The 18,461-nt window shown below is 74.0% G+C and carries 17 protein-coding genes; 10 read left to right on the top strand and 7 right to left on the bottom strand.

Annotated elements, in window-relative coordinates:
• Window position 1 precedes the first annotated feature (1 nt).
• The 3 genes from ACFYMM_RS27745 to ACFYMM_RS27735 are packed head-to-tail and all read left to right on the top strand — an operon-like array spanning window position 2 to window position 2,847.
• Entirely contained in the window at window positions 2-1,009 is a 1,008-nt protein-coding gene (locus tag ACFYMM_RS27745; protein WP_388391127.1) for a LacI family DNA-binding transcriptional regulator, read from the top strand.
• A gap of 60 nt (window positions 1,010-1,069) precedes the next feature.
• Entirely contained in the window at window positions 1,070-1,648 is a 579-nt protein-coding gene (locus ACFYMM_RS27740; RefSeq protein WP_388391125.1) for a TetR/AcrR family transcriptional regulator, read from the top strand.
• A 14-nt stretch (window positions 1,649-1,662) separates the two neighbouring features.
• Window positions 1,663-2,847 (top strand): GDSL-type esterase/lipase family protein, encoded by a 1,185-nt coding sequence (locus ACFYMM_RS27735; RefSeq protein ID WP_388391123.1) that lies wholly within the window; start codon window positions 1,663-1,665, stop codon window positions 2,845-2,847.
• 11 nt (window positions 2,848-2,858) lie between these two features.
• Here the strand turns inward: ACFYMM_RS27735 and ACFYMM_RS27730 are convergent, their stop codons facing one another.
• The 3 genes from ACFYMM_RS27730 to ACFYMM_RS27720 form a co-directional block, all read right to left on the bottom strand.
• The gene (locus ACFYMM_RS27730) at window positions 2,859-3,521 is read right to left on the bottom strand and encodes a class F sortase (protein ID WP_388391121.1); all 663 of its coding nucleotides are present in this window, start codon (window positions 3,519-3,521) and stop codon (window positions 2,859-2,861) included.
• 239 nt (window positions 3,522-3,760) lie between these two features.
• A complete protein-coding gene (locus ACFYMM_RS27725; protein WP_388391119.1) occupies window positions 3,761-4,357 on the bottom strand; it encodes a hypothetical protein in 597 nt (198 codons plus the stop codon).
• A gap of 194 nt (window positions 4,358-4,551) precedes the next feature.
• Window positions 4,552-7,113: a beta-L-arabinofuranosidase domain-containing protein gene (locus ACFYMM_RS27720; protein WP_388391117.1), complete on the bottom strand. Its 2,562-nt coding sequence runs from the start codon at window positions 7,111-7,113 to the stop codon at window positions 4,552-4,554.
• 307 nt (window positions 7,114-7,420) lie between these two features.
• Here ACFYMM_RS27720 and ACFYMM_RS27715 point away from each other — a divergent pair, with 307 nt between their 5' ends.
• Window positions 7,421-8,377 carry a hypothetical protein gene (locus ACFYMM_RS27715; protein ID WP_388391115.1) on the top strand — a complete coding sequence of 319 codons (957 nt, stop codon included), beginning with the start codon at window positions 7,421-7,423 and terminating at the stop codon, window positions 8,375-8,377.
• Here ACFYMM_RS27715 and ACFYMM_RS27710 read toward each other — a convergent pair.
• Together ACFYMM_RS27710 and ACFYMM_RS27705 are read right to left on the bottom strand one after the other, a co-directional pair.
• Window positions 8,367-9,578: a cytochrome P450 gene (locus tag ACFYMM_RS27710; protein WP_388391113.1), complete on the bottom strand. Its 1,212-nt coding sequence runs from the start codon at window positions 9,576-9,578 to the stop codon at window positions 8,367-8,369. The two genes, ACFYMM_RS27715 and ACFYMM_RS27710, sit on opposite strands and share 11 nt — an antisense overlap.
• Window positions 9,575-10,285, bottom strand: coding sequence for a tRNA-dependent cyclodipeptide synthase (locus ACFYMM_RS27705; RefSeq protein ID WP_388391111.1), 711 nt, complete (start codon window positions 10,283-10,285; stop codon window positions 9,575-9,577). Before ACFYMM_RS27705 ends, ACFYMM_RS27710 begins: the two co-directional genes overlap by 4 nt.
• Before the next feature lie 178 nt (window positions 10,286-10,463).
• Here ACFYMM_RS27705 and ACFYMM_RS27700 point away from each other — a divergent pair, with 178 nt between their 5' ends.
• The gene (locus tag ACFYMM_RS27700) at window positions 10,464-11,336 is read left to right on the top strand and encodes a fructosamine kinase family protein (protein ID WP_388391109.1); all 873 of its coding nucleotides are present in this window, start codon (window positions 10,464-10,466) and stop codon (window positions 11,334-11,336) included.
• Between the two features lie 27 nt (window positions 11,337-11,363).
• Here the strand turns inward: ACFYMM_RS27700 and tap are convergent, their stop codons facing one another.
• Both tap and ACFYMM_RS27690 read right to left on the bottom strand, forming a co-directional pair.
• Window positions 11,364-13,562, bottom strand: coding sequence for a telomere-associated protein Tap (tap, locus tag ACFYMM_RS27695; RefSeq protein WP_388391107.1), 2,199 nt, complete (start codon window positions 13,560-13,562; stop codon window positions 11,364-11,366).
• A 16-nt stretch (window positions 13,563-13,578) separates the two neighbouring features.
• Window positions 13,579-13,965: a hypothetical protein gene (locus ACFYMM_RS27690; protein ID WP_388391105.1), complete on the bottom strand. Its 387-nt coding sequence runs from the start codon at window positions 13,963-13,965 to the stop codon at window positions 13,579-13,581.
• 150 nt (window positions 13,966-14,115) lie between these two features.
• Here ACFYMM_RS27690 and tgmA point away from each other — a divergent pair, with 150 nt between their 5' ends.
• The 5 genes from tgmA (at window position 14,116) to ACFYMM_RS27665 (ending at window position 18,098) form a co-directional block, all read left to right on the top strand.
• Complete coding sequence (gene tgmA / locus ACFYMM_RS27685; RefSeq protein ID WP_388391103.1) at window positions 14,116-14,307, top strand: putative ATP-grasp-modified RiPP; 192 nt, start codon at window positions 14,116-14,118, stop codon at window positions 14,305-14,307.
• A gap of 16 nt (window positions 14,308-14,323) precedes the next feature.
• Window positions 14,324-15,307, top strand: a complete 984-nt coding sequence (gene tgmB, locus ACFYMM_RS27680; protein WP_388391102.1) for an ATP-grasp ribosomal peptide maturase — start codon at window positions 14,324-14,326, stop codon at window positions 15,305-15,307.
• Between the two features lie 62 nt (window positions 15,308-15,369).
• Entirely contained in the window at window positions 15,370-16,257 is an 888-nt protein-coding gene (locus ACFYMM_RS27675) for a Gfo/Idh/MocA family protein (RefSeq protein WP_388391100.1), read from the top strand.
• 65 nt (window positions 16,258-16,322) lie between these two features.
• Complete coding sequence (locus tag ACFYMM_RS27670) at window positions 16,323-17,426, top strand: PP2C family protein-serine/threonine phosphatase (protein ID WP_388391098.1); 1,104 nt, start codon at window positions 16,323-16,325, stop codon at window positions 17,424-17,426.
• Window positions 17,427-17,630: 204 nt separating this feature from the next.
• Window positions 17,631-18,098: a hypothetical protein gene (locus tag ACFYMM_RS27665; RefSeq protein ID WP_388391096.1), complete on the top strand. Its 468-nt coding sequence runs from the start codon at window positions 17,631-17,633 to the stop codon at window positions 18,096-18,098.
• Window positions 18,099-18,461 lie beyond the last annotated feature (363 nt).

Here is an 18,461-nt window from a genome sequence, read left to right as displayed (position 1 = left end):
CGTGGCGACCATCCAGGACGTGGCGAGGGCGGCCGGTGTGTCGGCGATGACCGTCTCGAACGTCATCAACGACCACCCGAACGTGCGCCCGGCCACCCGGGCGCGGGTCCTGGAGGCGATGGCCCGGCTCGACTACCGGGTGAACGTCGCCGCCCGCAATCTGCGCAAGGGCCGTACCGGAACCATCGGCCTGGCGGTCCCCGAGGTGAACCGCCCCTACTACGGCCGGCTGGCCGCCGCGATCATCACGGCGGCCGGCCGGCACGGCCTGCGGGTGGCCGTCGAGCAGACCGGCGCGCGGCGGGAGAACGAGCTGGAGGCGCTGTCCCTGTCCCGCAACCGGCTCTACGACGGGCTCATCCTCAGCACGGTCGGCATGGGGCCGGCCGACGCCGAGCGGCTCCGGGTGGACCACCCGGTGGTCATCCTGGGCGAGCGAATCTTCGGAGGTCCCGTCGACCATGTCGCCATGCCCAATGTCGAGGCGTCCGCCGCGGCCGTCCGCCACCTCCTCGACCGGGGGTGCCGGCGGGTCGCCATCGTGTGCGGGGAACTGGGCGGGGACGTCGACGTGTCGACTCTGCGCCACTGCGGCTACCGGCAGGCGCTGGAGGCGGCCGGCCTGGAGGTGGATCCGGCGCTGGTGCACAGCGTGGAGGGGCTCACCATGGACGCCGGGGCCCGGCGGGTACGGGAGATGGTGGCGGACGGCCTGGACTTCGACGGCGTGTTCTGTGTGACCGACACCGTGGCCATGGGTGTGCTGCGCGGCCTGGCCGACGCCGGTGTCCGGGTGCCGGAGCAGGTCAGGGTGATCGGTTTCGACAACGTCGACGAGAGCGCGTTCCTGGTTCCCGCGCTGTCCACCGTCGATCCCGACCACGACCTGATGGCCGAGCGGGCGGTCGCCCTGCTGGCCGCCCGGATCGAGGAGAGCGGGCCCCCCGCGCAGCGGGTGGAGTTCGTCAGCGGCTTCTCCCTGGTGATCCGGGAGTCCACCGGAGGTTAGGCCCTTGCCTAAACATTTTAGGTATGGCCATAATGGGTTTCGGCGCGAGGGAGGTGTGCTGTGGCCCGTGCGGGACTGACCGCCGAACGCCTGCTCAGGGCGGGGGCGGAACTGGCCGACGAGATCGGCTTCGAGCAGGTGACCGCCTCGGCGCTGGCCCGGCGGTTCGACGTCAAGGTCGCGAGCCTGTACTCGCACCTGAAGGGCTCCGAGGACCTCAAGACCGGGATCGCGCTGCTCGCCCTGGAGGAACTCGCCGACCGGGCCGCCGAGGCGCTGGCCGGCCGGTCCGGCAAGGACGCCCTGGTCGCCTTCGCCAACGCCTACCGCGACTACGGCCGCGAGCACCCCGGCCGTGCCGCCGCCGCCCGGCTGCGCCTCGACCCGCGCACGGCGGCCGCCGGCGCGGGCGTCCGGCACGCCCAGATGACACGGGCCGTCCTGCGCGGCTACGACCTGCCCGAACCCGAACAGACGCACGCCGTACGGCTCCTGGGCAGCGTGTTCCACGGGTACACGAGTCTGGAGGCCACGGGCGGCTTCAGCCACAGCGCCCCGGACAGCGAGGAGAGCTGGACGCGGATGCTCGACGCGCTCGACGCCCTGCTGCGCAACTGGCCCACCCCGACCACACCCTGACGAAGGCCGAGGACATGCACACCGAGAACGGCTGGATCACCACGCCCGTCACCGCCGGCCTGCTGCGCGGAGCCCTCGACGTCGAGCACACCGAGGACGGCGTGCTGCCGCACCGGCTGCCCGCCCGGGCCCGCGCCCAGTGCGCCGACGCGCAGCTGGCCATGGCCGAGTCCCAGCCCTCCGGCGTACGGCTGGCCTTCCGCACCCGGGCCACCGCGGTCGAACTGGACACCCGGCCCACCAAACGCTCCTACGTGGGCGCCCCGGCCCGCCCGGACGGTGTGTACGAACTGCTCGTCGACGGCCGTCCGGCGGGCCGGGGCAGCGTGCCCGGCGGCAACACCGTCACCGTCGACATGGTCGCCGGGACCGCCGAGCACCGGTCCGGACCTCCCGGGACCGTTCGTTTCGGCGGGCTGGCCGAGGGCGACAAGGACGTCGAGATCTGGCTGCCGCACAACGAGACCACCGAACTGATCGCCCTGCGCACCGACGCCCCGGTCGAACCCGCCCGGGACCCGGGCCGCAGGGTGTGGCTGCACCACGGCAGCTCGATCAGCCACGGCTCCGACGCCGCGAGCCCCACCACCATCTGGCCCGCGCTCGCCGCCTCCCTCGGCGGGGTGGAGCTGATCAACCTGGGCCTGAGCGGCAGCGCCCTGCTCGACCCGTTCACCGCCCGGGTGCTGCGCGACACCCCCGCCGACCTGATCAGCGTCAAGATCGGCATCAACCTGGTCAACGCCGATCTGATGCGGCTGCGCGCCTTCGGCCCGGCGGTGCACGGCTTCCTCGACACCATCCGCGAAGGGCACCCCACGACTCCGCTGCTGGTCGTCTCGCCGCTGCTGTGCCCCATGCACGAGGACACACCCGGCCCGTGCGCCCCGGACTTCTCCGAGATCGCCGAGGGCCGGTTCACGTTCCGCGCCCTGGGCGATCCGGCGGAGCGGGCGAGCGGGAAACTGACCCTGCGGATCATCCGCGGCGAGCTGGCCCGGATCGTGGAGCAGCGCGCGGCCGACGACCCGCACCTCCACTACCTCGACGGCCGCGAGCTGTACGGCGAGACGGACTCGGCCGAGCTGCCGCTGCCCGACGCGCTCCACCCGGACGCCGCCACCCACCGCCGCATCGGCGAGCGCTTCGCCGGCCTCGCCTTCGACGCCGACGGCCCCTTCGCGCACCGCGCCGGCTGAGCCCGGGCGGGTCAGACCAGGTGGGCGAAGACCACCAGGTTCTCCGTGTAGTCCTTGGCACTGTGGTCGTAGTCGCCGGCGCAGGTGATGAGCCGCGCCTCCGGCCGGTTCGTGTCGGCGTACACCCGTTTGCTGGGGAAGTCGTCCTTGGCGAAGGTGTCGGCGCTGTCGACGACGAAGACCGCCTCGCGGCCGTCGGCCCGCAGGACGGAGAACCGGTCGCCGGGAGCGAGGTCGTCGAGGCTGGCGAAGACGGCCGGGGAGGTCTTCGTGTCGACGTGCCCGGCGATGATCGAGGTGCCCGACTCTCCGGGCGTGACTCCCCCGGCGTACCAGCCGACGAGGTTGGTGTCGTCCGCCGGCGGGGGCTGGAGCTGCCCGTCGGCTCCGAGGGCGAGCGTGGTGAAGGGGGCGTCCACGCCGATCTTCGGGATGGTCAGCCGGGTGGGCGTGGCCCGGGGCAGGGACGGGCCGGTCTGCCGCGGGTCGGCCGTCGCGGCGCTCGTTCCGCCGGCCCGCGCGCTGCCGTCGGAGGTCCCGCCGTGACCGCCGAACAGACTGACGGCCAGGACGAGGATCCCGATCCCCCACAGCGTCAGCCGGCCGCCGCCACGGGGGCTCGGTTCGTCTGAGGCGGGGGCGTCGGGGGTCGGGGAGGAGGGACCAGCTGCCATCGGACACCACCTCATTCGGACACGGCAGCGCGGGGGGTTGGGGGCGGGGGTGCTCAGGGGGAGGGGTGGGCACGGGCGGGCGGGAGGGGCAGGGCCCCGGGGCCGTGTGCAAGGGGCCGGGGCAGAGCGGGCGCGCGGGCCTGCGCCAGGGAGGTCGCGGGCCCGGTGGCTCAGGGGGCGCGGGCCGCCGGCATGTCGTGTCGGCGGTGGCCGCAGCCCCTGGAGCGGCTCCGGGCCGGTCAGCCGGCCGGTGTGGCGGTCTTCTTGCGGCGCATCGCGTACGCGCCGGTGGCGCCTACGCCGAGCACGGCCAGGCCGCCGGCCGTGACCCCGGGAGTGGCCAGGGCGCCGCCTCCGGTGTGCATGCCACCGTGCGGCTTGCCCCCGCCTTCCTCGCCCCGCCCTTCCTTGCCACCGCGCCCGCCCTCCCGGTCGCCGTCGTCGTCGCTGCCGCTGTCGCTGTCCTTGTCCCGGTAGGTGTCCGGGTCGAACCTGCTGTCGTCCCGGTCGGAACCGGACCCCCGGTCGCCGCCCTTCACCGCGGCCAGCGCTCCGCCACCCGTGTGCATCCCGCCGTGCGGCGAGTCGCGGCTGCTGTCGTCGTCGTCCTCCTTGCTGTAAGAGTTGTCGTGCCCCCTACCGGAGCCTGAGTCGTGGCCCCGGCCGGAGTCGGAGTCGGAGTCCCTACCCGAGCCCGAGTCGTGCTCCTTGCTGTAGCCGGAGTCGCCGTGCCCTCCTCCGCCGCTGGTCAGCGCCGCGTGGGCGACGCCTGGAGCGGCGAAGGCCAGGGCGCCGGTGGCGGCCGCCGTGGCGAGGATCGTGCGGGCAGAACGCATGTCGGTGTCCTTCCGCCGTGACCGGGCAGCGGATACTCCATCAGCTGGAAAGACCCGGCCGCGACATGAACCACCGTCAGTCACGCCGACGACTCGCACCATTCGGGCCGCCCAGCCGGGTTATCGACACACCCGACTGCCCCATTTCCCGTGCCCCGCCGGCACCCGGCCGGGGCACATGGGGGACGGCCCCCTCAGGACCGCCGGGACACCGTGTCCTGTCCCGCCGTCCCGGCCAGTGCGGCGACCTCGGCCGCGGTCAGGGAGCTGCCGTAGACCCGGAAGTCGTCGACGGCCGCCTTGAGGTAGGGGTCGTCGTACTGGGACCTGCCGATGCAGGCGGAGCGGATGTGGTTGCCGAAGTGGCGGGGCTCGACGGTGACCGCCGTGTTGCGGCCCGCCTCCCGCCCGTCGACGTAGAGCACGGCGGTGCCGCCCGTGTAGGTGACGGCGACGTGCACCCAGCGGTCGGTGGGCAGCGGGTCGGCGTTGATGCGCTGCTCCGCTCCCCCGCCGCCCGCGGTGATGGCGTACCGCAGGGTGCCGGAGTCGCTGAGCGGGGTGAGGAACATGTTGGCGCTGACGCTGGTGCCGAAGTCGAAGATCCGGGTCCAGGCGGCCGGCTGCCCGGACAGCTTCACCCAGGTGGCCACCGTGTAGGCGGAGGCACCGGCGAGCAGGTCGGCGGCGAGGGCGACATGGCCGTCGGTGCCGTCCAGGGCCACGGCTCCGGCCGTGTGGCCGCCGGTCCAGGAGGCACCGCCGGCCAGGGTCGCGGCCTTGCCGTTGCCGGTGGCGTCGGCGGCGGTCGTGCCCGAGGTCTCGTCGAAGCGGTGCCAGGCGGCGAACCGCGGCGGCGGGGACGGCGGCCGGCCGGTGAGCCAGTAGACGTTGTAGTGCTGGTGGTGGACGCGGGCGATCGGCAGCAGGGTGACCTGCGCGCCGTCGGCGGTCGCGGTCAGACGCAGCGGACTGGTCGAGGTCTGCCGCACGGACGTCGTGTCGAGGCGGGGCATCCAGGGGTTGTCGGTGTCGCCGTACGCGCCGGCCAGGACCACCGGCCCGTACAGCACGGCCTTGACGTCCGGGTCGTCGGGCGTCGCCTCGATAGTCGTCCGCATCGGCAGGCTGACCTCGACCCGGTCGCCGGTGCGCCAGGTGCGGTCGAGCGTCAGCCAGGAGCCCGCCGCGGGGCGGTCGGCGAGGGTGCGGCCGTTGAGCTTGACGCGGGCGCCCGAGGCCCAGGCGGGGACGCGGACGAGCAGTTGGTGCGCGGCGCCGCCGGCGGTCACGGTGAGCACGGTGGAGGCGGAGTCGGGCAGGGTGGTGGTCTGCCGCCAGGTGATGTTCTTCTCCGCCCAGGTCACCTGGGAGGGGATGAACAGGTTGACCAGCAGGCGCCGCTGGTCGTGCGTGTAGACGGTGTCGGCGAACTTGGCCTGCGTCTCCATGCCGGTGCCGTGGTCGCAGGAGAAGTTGTCGTAGTCGGTGGAGTAGGCGTCGGGGTCCGTGCCCATGAAGGACGGCTGCTGTTTGAAGGAGCCGGGGCCGAGGCCGGTGTAGTAGATGTTGAACCCGTGCGCCGAGCCGGGGTCCTGCTCGCCGAGCATCTGGTTGAACAGGGTCCGCTCGTAGTAGTCGAGCAGATCGGTGCGTTCCGGGTACCGCAGGTGCAGCAGCCGGGTCAGTTTGAGCATGTTGTAGCTGTTGCAGTTCTCGCAGGTGCCGTTCGACAACTGGCCCGCGATGACGTCCGGTTCGTGGAAGAACTCGCCGTTGCTGTTGCCGCCGATGACATAGGTGTGGTGGTCGGTGACGATCTGCCAGAAGTTCTCGGCGATGGTGCGGTAGCGGTCGGACAGGCCCTCCTGCCAGAGCCGCATGGCCCCGACCATCTTCGGTATCTGGGTGTTGGCGTGCAGTCCGGCGAGCCGGTCCTCGCCGGCCGCCAGGGGGTCGAAGACCCGGGCGTGGGTGAAGCGTTCGGCGACCCGCAGCCACAGGGCGTCCCCGGTGAGGGCGTGCAGATCGGCGAGTACGTCGTTCATGCCGCCGAACTCGGTCTCCAGCACCCGCTGCATCTGCTCGTGACTCAGCTTGGCGGTCCGCCGGTCGACCCACTCACCCATGCCCAGCACGACGTCCCGGGCCTGGGCGTTGCCGGCCAGCCGGTACTGGTCAACGAGCCCGGCCATGATCTTGTGCACGGTGTAGTACGGAGCCCAGACGCCGGTGCCGGCCTCCAGCCGGTCGAAGAAGCTCTCCGGGAACGCGGACAGGTACCCCTTGCCGAAGCCGGCGGCCGGGGAGGCGGCCTGACAGTCGGCGAGCGCGGCCACCAGCCGGCGCCCCTTGTCCCGCAGTGCGCTCTCGCCGGTGCTGGCGTAGGCGAGGGCGAGGCCGGACAGGAGGTGGCCGGTGGAGTGGCCGCGCAGTTCGACGGAGGGCGCCTCCCAGCCGCCGCACGGCCGCGCGGTGCTCGGGAGGCCGGCGTTGAGGCGGAAGGTGTGCAGCAGGCGGTCGATGTCGACGAAGCGCAGATAGGCGCTGTTGCGGCTCTGGTTGTCCTGGAACGGCCCGGCCAGCAGGGACACCGCGGTCAGCGGGAAGGGCTGCACCGGTCCGGTCGCGTGGGGGCGGCGGGCGTCGGCGGGGCGCTGGGCGGCGAGGGCGGCGGGGCCGTCCGTCAGGGCCAGGGCGGCGCCTGCCGCACCGGCCGCGCCGAGGAACGTCCGTCTGCCGAGGGGTGGGGTCACGAAGTCCTCCGCATGTCGGGGGCATGGGGCGGAAAGTCCCGTTCTCCGCCTCACTGACTGAGGTCCGAACACTCAGGATGTTCGAAATTTCGAAGACTGTGCGACATGCTGTGCGGGAGTCCACGGTAAGGGACTGGCTGCCGATGTCAATGACGCCTCGGGAGGCGCTCGGAGCTGACGGAGGACTCGCGCGAACCGGTGGCGGGAGCGCTCCGGCCTCTCCTCCTCGCCGCGTCTGCCGCACGTCCACCGCGACCGGGCACGGCCGCCCCCGTCCTTTCCCGCCGGACTTGTTATGACGGCTGTCATGACGCACTCTGATGCGGCGGGGGCGGCGGTCGAGGGACGGGAGGACGCCATGGCGGACGCGTGGGCGCGGACCATGTGGGAGTGCTACGAGCCGGTGCACGACCTCGTCTACTTCGCGCCGGAGGCCCGCCGGGCCGCCGACGGGCTCGGGCTGCGCGGGTTCTGGATGGGCTACTTCGCCCTGCGAGCGGCGCCCCTCGGCCCGGTGTCCGCCCCCGTCGTGACGAGCTGCTTCTACGTCTTCCACCCCGACCGGGTGGCCCGGGCGCTGCCGGACGCCTGGGGGTACGCCTCCCCGGCGCGGGTACTGGCGGCCCGGGCCGGGGCGATGGACGCGGCGATGAGCCGGCTGTTCGGGCCGGACGCGGTCGCCTCGCCGGAGCTGGCCGAGGCGGCCGACCTGGCCTGGGAGGCGGCGTCGCGCGCGGACACCGCGGGGCGGGTCCTGGCCGCCGCCAACCAGGCGCTGGACCGCCCCGAGCGGCCGCATGTGCGGCTCTGGCAGGCACTGACCACCCTGCGCGAACAGCGCGGCGAGGGGCACATCGCCGTGCTGCTGAGCCACGGTCTCGGACCGGTCGAGGCCATGGTGCTCAAGGCGGCGGCCGGGGAGTCGGACGGCCCGTTCCTGCGGGAGACCCGGAAGTGGGACGTCCCCGCCTGGCAGGCGGCCGAGGCCGCCCTGCGCGAGCGCGGCTTGCTCGACGAGCAGGGGACCCTGACCCCGGCCGGGGTCGGCGTGCGCGACACCGTCGAGGAGCAGACCGACCGCGCGGCCGGACAGCCCTGGAACGCGGTGGGCCCGGCAGCCGCCGCCCGTCTCGCCGCTCTCCTGGAACCGCTGGCCCGCACGGTGCGGGAGGCGGGACTGCTGCCGCCGGGCAACCCGGTGGGGCTGACCGGGCGCCACGCCGGCGGCGGGGAACGAGCGGCGGGAGCCGGGGCTACCAGGTGACCGGCAGCCGCTCGGGGAAGCGCTTCATGAAGCCGGTGCGCCAGACCAGTTGGGTCGGCGGGACGGCCAGGGCGAGCTCGGGCAGGCGGCCGAGCAGTACCTCCAGGGCGATGCCGGCGTGGGCGCGGCCGAGAGCGGTCGCCGGGCAGTAGTGGGCGCCGGCGCCGAACGAGAGGTGGTCGGCGGTGTTGTCGCGGTGCACGTCGAAACGGTGCGGGTCGGGGAAGTGGTCCGCGTCGAGGTTCGCGCCCTCCACGAGGACCAGGACGAGTTCGCCCTTGCGGACCTCGACGTCACCGAGCCGGACGTCGTCCAGCGCCAGGCGGGGCAGCGCGTCGCCGATGGAGAGGTTCACCCGCAGCAGTTCCTCCACGCCGGGGCCGATCAGGTCCGGGCGGCCCTGCAGGAGGTCCCGGGCCGTGGGGTGGGTGAGCAGGTACACCAGGGCCATGGCGAGGAAGCCCGAGGTGGAGATGACGCCGGCGCCGAACAGGGTGACGCCTACCGTGGCCAGCATCTCGTCGGTCAGGTGGGCGTAGTCCGGGTCGTCGCGCAGCCCGGCGAGTTCGCCCATCAGGCCGTGTGTCGCCGGATCGTCGAGCAGGGCGGCCATCCGGGCGATGTCCCGGTCCCAGTTGATCCTCGCGCCGCTGACCGGGCAGGGCGCGTTCATGAAGGCGATGTCCAGGCTGCGCAGGAACGCCGGTGCCTCGCTCTGCGGGATGCCGAGGATCTTGCAGTGCATCCCGGCCGAGTACGGCTCGCAGAACGCGCCGCGCAGGTCGGCCGTGGGCCCCTCGGCCACGAGCTGGTCCACCAGCCGGTGGGCGCGCGTTCGCATCCAGTCGGTCAGCCCGGGTGACTTGGGGTTCAGCGCCCTCAGCACCGCCCGCCGCAGCCCGGCCCCGGTGATGTTGCCCATGTTGTTCACCACCTCGGGCGGGATGGTGAGCGCGTACTGCCGGGGGACCCCGGGGGCGGAGGTGTCCTTGAGGGAGAACCGGTCGTCACGCAGCACCCGTTGGCACAGGTCGTACGACGACACCAGCCAGGCCTCGTCGCCCGCGATGGTCCGCACCCGCCGCACCGGGGTGGTGGCCCGCAACTCCTCGACCTCGGCCGGGACCCGGGTGCCGTCCCAGGAGAACGGGAAGTCGAGCGGTGGTGGACCGCCCGCGCGGCGGTCGGTGGCGGTGCTCATGGCGCGGCTCCTTCGAGGGGGGCGGGGGTGACGACGGCGTGTCCCTGGTTGCGGGAGGCGCGCAGGCCGGCGCCGCGCGCGTACAACAGCTCGGCCATCGGCAGCAGTTGGTGGTAGCAGTTGAGGGAGGACGGCACCTGGAGGATGGCCGGGGTGTCCAGGAACAGCGGGGCCTCGGCGCACACGTACTCCAGGCACACGGCGCGCTGCCGCTCGCTCGTTCCCTCTCCCCGAGCGGTGAGGAAACGGCTGACCAGCGCCTCGCACACGGCCCGGAAGTCACCGTCGGTGCCCAGCCGGTCCCGCAGCCGCCGGTGGATCTCCTGGTACGAGGCGTTGGCGCGGAATTCGGACATCGGCTGCCAGCGCAGTCGCGCGCCCTCCGGGTCGGCCGTCGAGGCGGCCTCGCGGACCTTCGCGCGGACCCCGCGCAGGTTCTTCACCGCCTTGCGGCGGGCCTCGTCGGGCGGATAGCCGGATGCCTCGTACATCTCGGCCACATACAGGTCGGTGTAGACGAAGTCGACCCTCTCGAAGCGCTCCAGTCCCCAGCGGGCGAGGTCGTGCAGGCGTTGGGCGGAAAAGTAGCTGTTGCCCGGGGACACGCCGATCACGGCGTGTGCGCCCTCGCCGTAGATGACCTCGCAGTGGGAGGTGTAGGGCTGAACCTCGAAGACGTCGGCCATCAGCACGGATGCTGTGGTCACGGGGGTAACCCTCCGCCGCGCGCTAGTCCCTCGAGGCCCTGTGCCCCTGGTGTGGCGACGCGGCGACCTCACGCTATCCATAGGGAGCCAACACGGGTAGTTACCGCCGAGGTTTGGCCGAAAACCGTCGTAGCAACGGTCAAGGCCGGGATCCGGGCGGGGTCGTACCCTGGTGGCCGTGGTCAAGGGCGAGGAAGGACCGGCGCGGGCGGCGGCCCGGCTCACCGGACGCCCGGTCATCGGTGAGCCGGTGGTCCCGGGCACTCCGGCCGAAGTCACGCTGCGGGGCGGGCTGGTGGTGATGGTCAAGCGCGGGGACGCCCCCGGGGCGATACGCGCCGAGGTGGCCGGTCTGCGCTGGCTCGCCGGCTCCGGGACGGTCCCGGTACCCGAGGTGCTGGGTCACGACGAGCGGTGGCTGGTGACCGAGCGGGTCGCCACGGGGCAGCCCGGCGCCGAGGCGGCGCTGCTTTTCGGCCATGCGCTGGCCGCCCTGCATGCCGCCGGGGCGCCCGCGTTCGGGGCGGCACCGCCCGGCGGCCCCGAGGAGGCGTACATCGGTCTCGCGCCGATGCGCAATGTGCCGCTGCCCGGAGCCGACTGGCCGCGCTGGTACGCCGAGCACCGGGTGCTGCCCTATCTGCGCGGGGCCGTCGACGCCGGCACCGTCCGCCCCGGGGAGGCCTCCGTTGTCGAACGGGTCTGCGAGCGGCTGCCGGAGCTGGCCGGACCCGCCGAACCCCCCGCCCGGCTGCACGGGGACCTGTGGAACGGCAACGTGCTGTGGGGCGCCGACGGGCGCGTACGGCTGATCGACCCGGCCGCGCACGGCGGGCACCGGGAGACCGACCTGGCGATGCTGCGGCTGTTCGGCTGCCCCCACCTGGACCGGGTGCTGGCCGGGTACCAGGAGGCGGCCCCGCTGGCCGACGGCTGGCCGCGGCGGGTGGGGGCGCACCAGCTCTTCCCGCTGCTGGTGCACGCGGTGCTGTTCGGGCGCGGGTACGCGGAGCGGGCCCTCGCGGTGGCCCGCGACGCGTTGACGGCCTGACGGGGAGCAGGCCTGAGGGGGAATCGGCTAGGCGCCCTCGTCCGGGGTGCCGATCCGGCCGGACTTGATGTAGCGGGCCAGGTTGAGGTCGTCGCCGTGCTCCTCGCGCAGGCCCTCCCCCCACAGGACGCTCTGGGTGCCCTCGTGCTTGACCATGCCCGGGCTCACCCCGATCCGGAAGCCGCCGGGCAGGGGTCTGCCGTCGCGGTAGGGCAGGAAGTCGAGCGGGGTCGGGCCGTCGGAGACGTAGACCGCGCAGTCCGAGAGCACCGCCACCGGGTACTGGCCGGTGGCGCCGGCCGTCGCGAGCATCTTGCGGTGCATGTTCGTGCGGGCCTTGGCGATGACGGCGGCCCGGATGTCGGGGCGCCAGGTCGCCCGCTCCAGGGCCGGCCAGCGCTCCCCCGGGCGCCAGCCGCTGCGGGCCCGCTCGCGCAGTTTGCCGATGCCGCCCTTGACGGTGGCCTTGATCGCCGCGAGCACCAGCGCGAGGTGCGGGTCGCGGTCCTTGTGGCCGTCCATCGCGGCGAGGAACTTCTCGGGCGGCATGCCGGCGGTGACGCCGAGGTCGGCCATGGTGGCGATGTACGCGTCGCGCAGCCGGGTGTACCAGGCGTCCAGGTAGGGGCCGTGCTCGGGACGGACGTACGCCTCCAACGGGGCCACCTCGTAGCCGAGTTCCTGGGCGTACGCCACCGTCGGCGTCGCGTACCAGGCCGGGCCCTCCGGCGCGTCGCCGTCCGGGGTGAAGGGGCTCGGCAGCCGCGGGTCGAGGCGGACGTGGGACAGGTCGACCAGCCAGGAGCCCGGCAGCGCCGGGTCGAAGGCGGGGTTGTGCCGGTGGACCGGGGCGCCGAGGCCGACCACCGTACGGTTGGCGGCCGCCGCGAACGCCATGTTCACGTCGATGCCGACGAGGTACGGCCGCATGCACTCCTCGTCCGTCAGCGGACGGGCCCAGTCGTACGCCTCCTCGCGGAGCATCTCGCCCGGGGTGCGCTGGTGGAAGCGGGGCAGATGGGCGAGGAGCGGGTGGCCGTCGGGGGCCTCGCAGGGGGCGCAGTCGACGGCCTCGGTCAGCGCGCCCGGGTTGGCGGCGGACACCCACTGGCCGTCGGCGTCCCTGACCGCGCGGGTCGGCGGGTGCAGGGCGGTCATCAGCTCCAGGCCGGTGACGGCGGTGGAGCCGCGCGGGGTGAGGACGCGGTCGGCGTACACACCGAGGACACGCGCCAGTTCGGCGGGGGGCAGGCTGCCGGCGTCGCCCCAGTGCCGTGCGTCCAGGGCGTGCCAGGAGGGCAGGCACAGCTGGACGCAGGCGCGTCGGCCGGACTGCGCGGGGCGGTAGACGCGGGCCCAGGGGCCGAAGCCGCGCCTGGTGAGGTGCCAGTCGGCCTTCTTCAGCTGCCGGACCACCTTGTGCGACTCGGCGATACGGCCGGCCAGGCGCTCCTCGTCGGTGAGCCGCGCGGGCAGCCCGTACCGTTCGCAGGCCGACTCGGTCAGCACGACGAGGGGGTCGGCGTCCTTGCCCGAGCGGTGCAGCCGGGGCCGGCCGAGCCGCGCCTCGCCCAGTGCCCACTCCACCAGTGCGGGCAGCGACTTCGCGGGCACGTCCAGCAGCAGGCCGCCGACGCAGTACGCGGTCACGGCACCGTCGGCGGCGTCGACGACGGCGAGGGGGCCGTGGGCGAAGCGGGTGTCGACGGCTCCGGCCTCCTTCGCCGCCGGGGGCCCGGGGCGGGAGGCGGCACCTCCGGTTCGCCCGGCGGCCGGTGCAGACGGCGAGGCGGCCGACGGACGGCGCGGGTCCGCCCGGGGTGCCGTACCGGCGGCCTGGCCCGGGGCCGCCGAGTCCCCGGACGCGGCGGGCGCCTGGGGCACGTCCGCGGACCCACCGGGTGCCGGGCCCTCGCCGCCCGCGGCCCGGCCGGAGCCCCCCGCGCCGTCGGCCGAGGCCGGGGGCGCGGGATAGCGGGCCGCGAGGCCGGCCAGGAGGCGGCGGTAGGCCTCCAGGCGTTCGCCCCTCGGTTCGGCGCGCCCCGCCTCCCAGGCCTGGATGCTGGGTACGCGGACGCCGAGCGCCTGCGCCACCGCGGCCTCGGTCAGGCCGGCCGTCTCGCGCAGCCGCGTCCGTTCCGCCGGGGCGGGCAGCACCGTGCCGCCGTCGACCGCGGCGAGCAGCGAGTCCACCGCCGCGAACAGCTCGTCGGGCTGGTCGGTCATTTCCACATCCGTCTTTCTACCTGACACCCTGGCGGATCTCCTCGAGCCGGGTGGTCAGCCGCTGATGGCGCTGCGAGGCGGCCTGCGAGGAGTTCAGCCCCTGATGCCCGGCGATCTGCCGCCAGTCCATGCCCCGGCGCCGTGCCTCCATCACCACCTGGCTCTCCAGCCGGTCCAGTTGGTGGCGCAGGTGCTCGAAGAGGCTGAGCGCGGCACCGACGTCGTCCATGGTCACGTCCGGTGTCCGGGCGCCGTCCGGGCCGGGCCGGCCGGCGGCCGTGAGCAGCCGGCCGAGCAGTGCCGCGTCCCGTGCCATCTGATGCGCGGGAGCACACCCGGCCGCCGTGGGCTCCGCCAGCGCGGACAGCCTGCGGCGCGCTTCCTCCTGGACGTCATGTGCCATGCGGGCATGCTATCCCGGCCGCCCAACGGAACAACGTTCCGTTGATTCCTTAAGAGGTCCTTAATTGGGGCTGAGATTACGGAGAGTAAGGAAACCAACCACCCGTTCGATTCGTATAAGTGCTTGGAAGCCGAAACAGGGGAGAGACCAATGCAACCGTTCACGCTCAACTACGCCCGCCCGGCCGTGCAGTTGGAGGTCACCACTCCGTACATGTACGACTCCGGACTGCAGTTGAACGTGTTCGCCGATGGCCGGATCGCGGCCACCGACCACGCGACACTGCGGGCTCTGGGGACGACCACCTCCACGGCCGGTTCCAAGACGCACTTCGACGACTGACCGCGGGCCCCTGACGATGACCGTGCTCATCCTGACCAGTGACGAGGACGTGACGGCGGACATGGTGGTCCTGCGGCTGGGGGAGACCGGCGTGCCGGTCGTCCGGCTCGACCCCGCCGACCTCACCAGCGGGGTGGCCCTGTCGGGCGAGTATGTGCGCGGGGGGTACCGCGGTCATCTGTCCGTGGGGGGCCGCCTGGTGAGCCTGAACGGTCTGCGCTCCGTGTGGGTGCGCAGACCGGGGGTCCCGGCCGCCCGCGCCGCCCAGCCCTCCGCCTGGCTGACGGAGGAGTCCTCGCAGGCGCTGTACGGCATGCTCCGCTGCACCGACGCGCGCTGGATGAACCCTCCGGACGCCGCCCGCCGGGCCCGGCACAAACCGTGGCAGCTGCGGCTGGCGCAGCGCAGCGGGCTGGCCGTGCCGGCCACCCTGATCACGACGTTCCCGCAGGCCGCCCGGGAGTTCGCGGAGCGCTTTCCGGACCTGGTGGTCAAGCCCGTCTCCGGGGCGCACCCGCAGGAGCCGCCGCGGGCGGTGCCGACCAGCCGGGTCGCCCCGGACACCGACTTCGCCGCGGTGGCGTTCGGGCCGACCCTGCTGCAGCGCAGGATCGCCAAGCGGGCCGACATCCGGCTCACCGTCGTCGGTGACCGGCTGCTGGCCGCGCGCAAGCCGGCCGACCCGGAGGCCGGCCCGGACGAGGTGGACGTGCGTTTCGCCCGGTCCGTCTCCCCCTGGCTCGCCGTGGACGTGCCGCAGCGCGTCGCCGAGGCCGTCCACCGTTACCTGAAGGGCGCCGAACTGGCCTACGGCGCCTTCGACTTCGCCGAGGACGCCGACGGGATCTGGTGGTTCCTGGAGTGCAACCAGTCGGGACAGTTCGGCTTCGTCGAGATGGACACCGGCCAGCCGATCGCCACGAGCATCGCCGAGTGGCTGGCGAAGGACGTCGAGTCGGCCGGGTCGTACCCGGGTGACGGGCGGGGCACGGCACGTTGACAGCATGGCGGACGCCGTCGTGGGCGACGGCACGGAGCAGGACAGCGAGGAAGGAACACCACATGCGCATCGGACTGCTGGGAACCGGCCCCTGGGCCCGGACCGCCTACGCCCCGGCGCTCGCCGGGCACCCCGGGCTGGAGTTCACCGGGGTGTGGGGGCGGCGCCCGCAGGCCGCCCGGGACCTGGCCGGCCGGCACGGCGTCCGGGCGTACGACGACGCCGACGCCCTGCTCGCCGACGTCGACGCGGTGGCCGTGGCGCTGCCGCCCTCGGTGCAGGCCGAGTGGGCGGTGCGGGCGGCCGGCGCGGGCTGTCATCTGCTGCTGGACAAGCCGCTGGCGGTGGAGGTCGCCGGGGCGCGGGCGGTGGTGGAGGCGGTGGAGCGGGCCCAGGTCGCCTCCGTGGTGTTCTTCACCACCCGCTTCCAGAAGGAGCCGGAGGCCTGGATCGACGAACAGGCGGCGGTGGCGAACTGGTTCACGGCACGGGCGCAGTGGCTGGGGGCGGTGTTCACGAGCGACAGCCCGTTCGCCGCGTCGCCGTGGCGGCGGGAGAAGGGGGCGCTGTGGGACGTGGGTCCGCACGCGCTGTCCGTGCTGCTGCCGGTGCTCGGCGACGTACGGCGGGTGGCGGCCGCCGCCCACGGTCCCGCCGACACCGTCCACCTGGTCCTCGACCACGCCACCGGGGCGACGAGCACCCTCACCCTGAGTCTGACGGCTCCGCCGGCCGCGGCCGGCGCCGATGTGGAACTCCGGGGCGAGGCCGGGGTGAGGCTCCTGCCGCGCGGCTCCGAGGGAGCGGTACCCGCCCTCGCGCGGGCCGCCGACGCGCTGCTCACCGCCGCGCGCACCGGGCGCCCGCACGCCTGTGACGCCACGTTCGGCCTGCGGGTGACCGAGATCCTCGCGACGGCCCAGGCCCTGCTCAACGGCGACGCCGGGTAGTCGCCGGCCGCCGCGGGACTTCCTGGTCCGGTGCCGTTCGAGGGGCAGCGGCGTAGCGTGGGCGTGTGAGATCGGTGCGCGAGGGCACGTCGCCCCGGTACCCGGAGGATCGTGGCTGGCTGCGGGGTGCGCCGCCGCCGGGCTGGGTGCGGGTGCTGCCCGTGCTGCTGCTCGGGGGCGTCACCGCGGCCACGCTGATCAGTCCCAGCCCGCTCGACATCGGCTTCCTGCTGGGCGCGATCCCACCGCTGGCCGTGCTGTCGTACGGGCCGCTGGCCACCGGGCTCCTCGGCTGTGCGGTGGTGGCGCTGCTGAACATCCCGGCCACCCGGCTGGACCGCCCCGGCCAGACCGACCTGCTCACGATCGTCTTCGTCTCGCTGCTGAGTGTCTTCGTGTCGTACGTGCGCAGTCGCCGGGACGCGCAGCTGGTGATGGAGCGCACCATCGGCGAGGCGGTGCAGCGGGCCGTGCTGCCTCCGCTGCCGGACCGGGTCGGGTCGGTGGGCTGCGCCGGGCTGTACCGGGCGGCCCAGGACGGGACGCTGGTGGGCGGGGACTTCTTCGAGGTACGGGAGGGGCCGTACGGCGTCCGGGCGGTGATGGGCGACGTACGGGGGCACGGACTGGCGGCCGTGGCGACGGTGGTGTCGCTGCTGGGGGCGTTCCGGGAGGCGGTGCTGGACCAGCCGGAGCTGGAATCGGTGGCGGCCCGGATGGACCGCAGGCTGACGGTGGAGTCGGCGGACGTACGGCATGCGGAGTTGTTCGCGACCGCCGTGCTGCTGGAGTTCTCGGCCGACCTCCGCGCGGTGCGGGTGGTGGCCTGCGGCCATCCGCCGCCGGTGCTGCTGCGCGGTGTGCGGGCCCGGGAAGTGTGCGTCGTCCCCGCGGTTCCGCTCGGTCTCGGGCTGGTCGACGCGGAGCCGCCGAAGGAGGTCACGGTGGTGCTCGGCGAGGGGGACCGGCTGTTCCTCGCCTCGGACGGCGTCTGGGAGGCGCGGGACCCCTCCGGCGCGTTCTACCCGCTGCCCGAACGGCTCTCCGCGCTGGCCGGCGCGCGGCCGGCCGAGCTGCCGGAACTGGTGTGGGCGGAGCTGTCCCGCCGCTACGAGGTGCGCGACGACGCCAGCATGCTCGTCCTGACGCCCCTGTCCTCCGCGGGCTGACTCCGCCTTCGGGCGCGGTCGTCCCGGATCCGCGCTCGGAATCCGAACATCCGGCCAGGAACGCCAGGCCGCGCCACCCCTTCCGTCGCGTAGAGATATCTACCAGCATGCATATGCCGGGTTGGCGTGCGGTCGTACCAAGTGCCCGGTCGCGGTCGTTCCCTGCGCCCGTGTCAGGGGAGCGGAGATCAACCGGAGCAGCGCATGACGAACACGATGTGGGTGCAGGGCGTGGAGTGGCTCGCCGCGGCGGCGGCCGATCCCCGGTCCTGCAAGTGGGAGTGGGACCACGGCGAGGGCGTGGCGCTGCTGGAGGCCGGCCGCTTCTGGGACGTGCTGAGCGTTCCCGACCGGCTCGGGCTGCTCACCCTGGACCTGCTGTGGCGGCCTTCGCTGCCGGTGCCGGGGCCGACGCTGGTGGACACCGCCGCGCGGCGGGTCGGTTTCCTGGTGCCCCCGGACCCCTCGGGCGGCTGGATCGGCGCCGGGCTGCGGTACGCGACCAAGGGCGCCTGGGTCGCCGTACCCCCGCCCTACCGGTCCGCCCGGTGTCTGGAGTGGCTGGTGCCGCCCGACGGCTCCGGCACGCTGCACTCGCCCGCCACGTTGGAGTCGGCGCTGCGGCAGGCCAACGGCACGCTGGCGGTGCTCGCGCCGTCTTCCGAGGAGTGAGGAGCAGGAGCAGGGGCAGTGGCGGGGGCGGGGGGACGGGTGAGCAGGGGCCGGGGCAGACGGGCGAGGGACGCCCACAGGATCTCCGGCTCCGCGGGGACGGTGCGGCCCTGGGAGCGCCACTCCGCGATCAGTTGGGCGTAGATCGGCTCGCGCGTGCGCAGCGCGCCGGTCAGTTCGGCGAAGGGGCAGGGCGCCGCCACGGACCCTTGGGGACGCCGCGGCGCGCGGCACGTTCCGTCGACGGGGTCCGGGCGGGACGTGGCGTCCGGGCGGGGCGTGGCGTCCGGGCGGGGCGTGGTGTCCAAGCGGTTCATGCCCGGGCAACGCCGGGCACCCGCCGGCGGTACGCGCCGCCCGGTG

It is taken from the genome of Streptomyces sp. NPDC006739 (genome assembly GCF_042869815.1).
GTDB lineage: Bacteria > Actinomycetota > Actinomycetes > Streptomycetales > Streptomycetaceae > Streptomyces.
The sequence above is the reverse complement of the archived record's forward strand: the minus strand, read 5'-3'. Positions and strand labels throughout refer to the sequence as shown.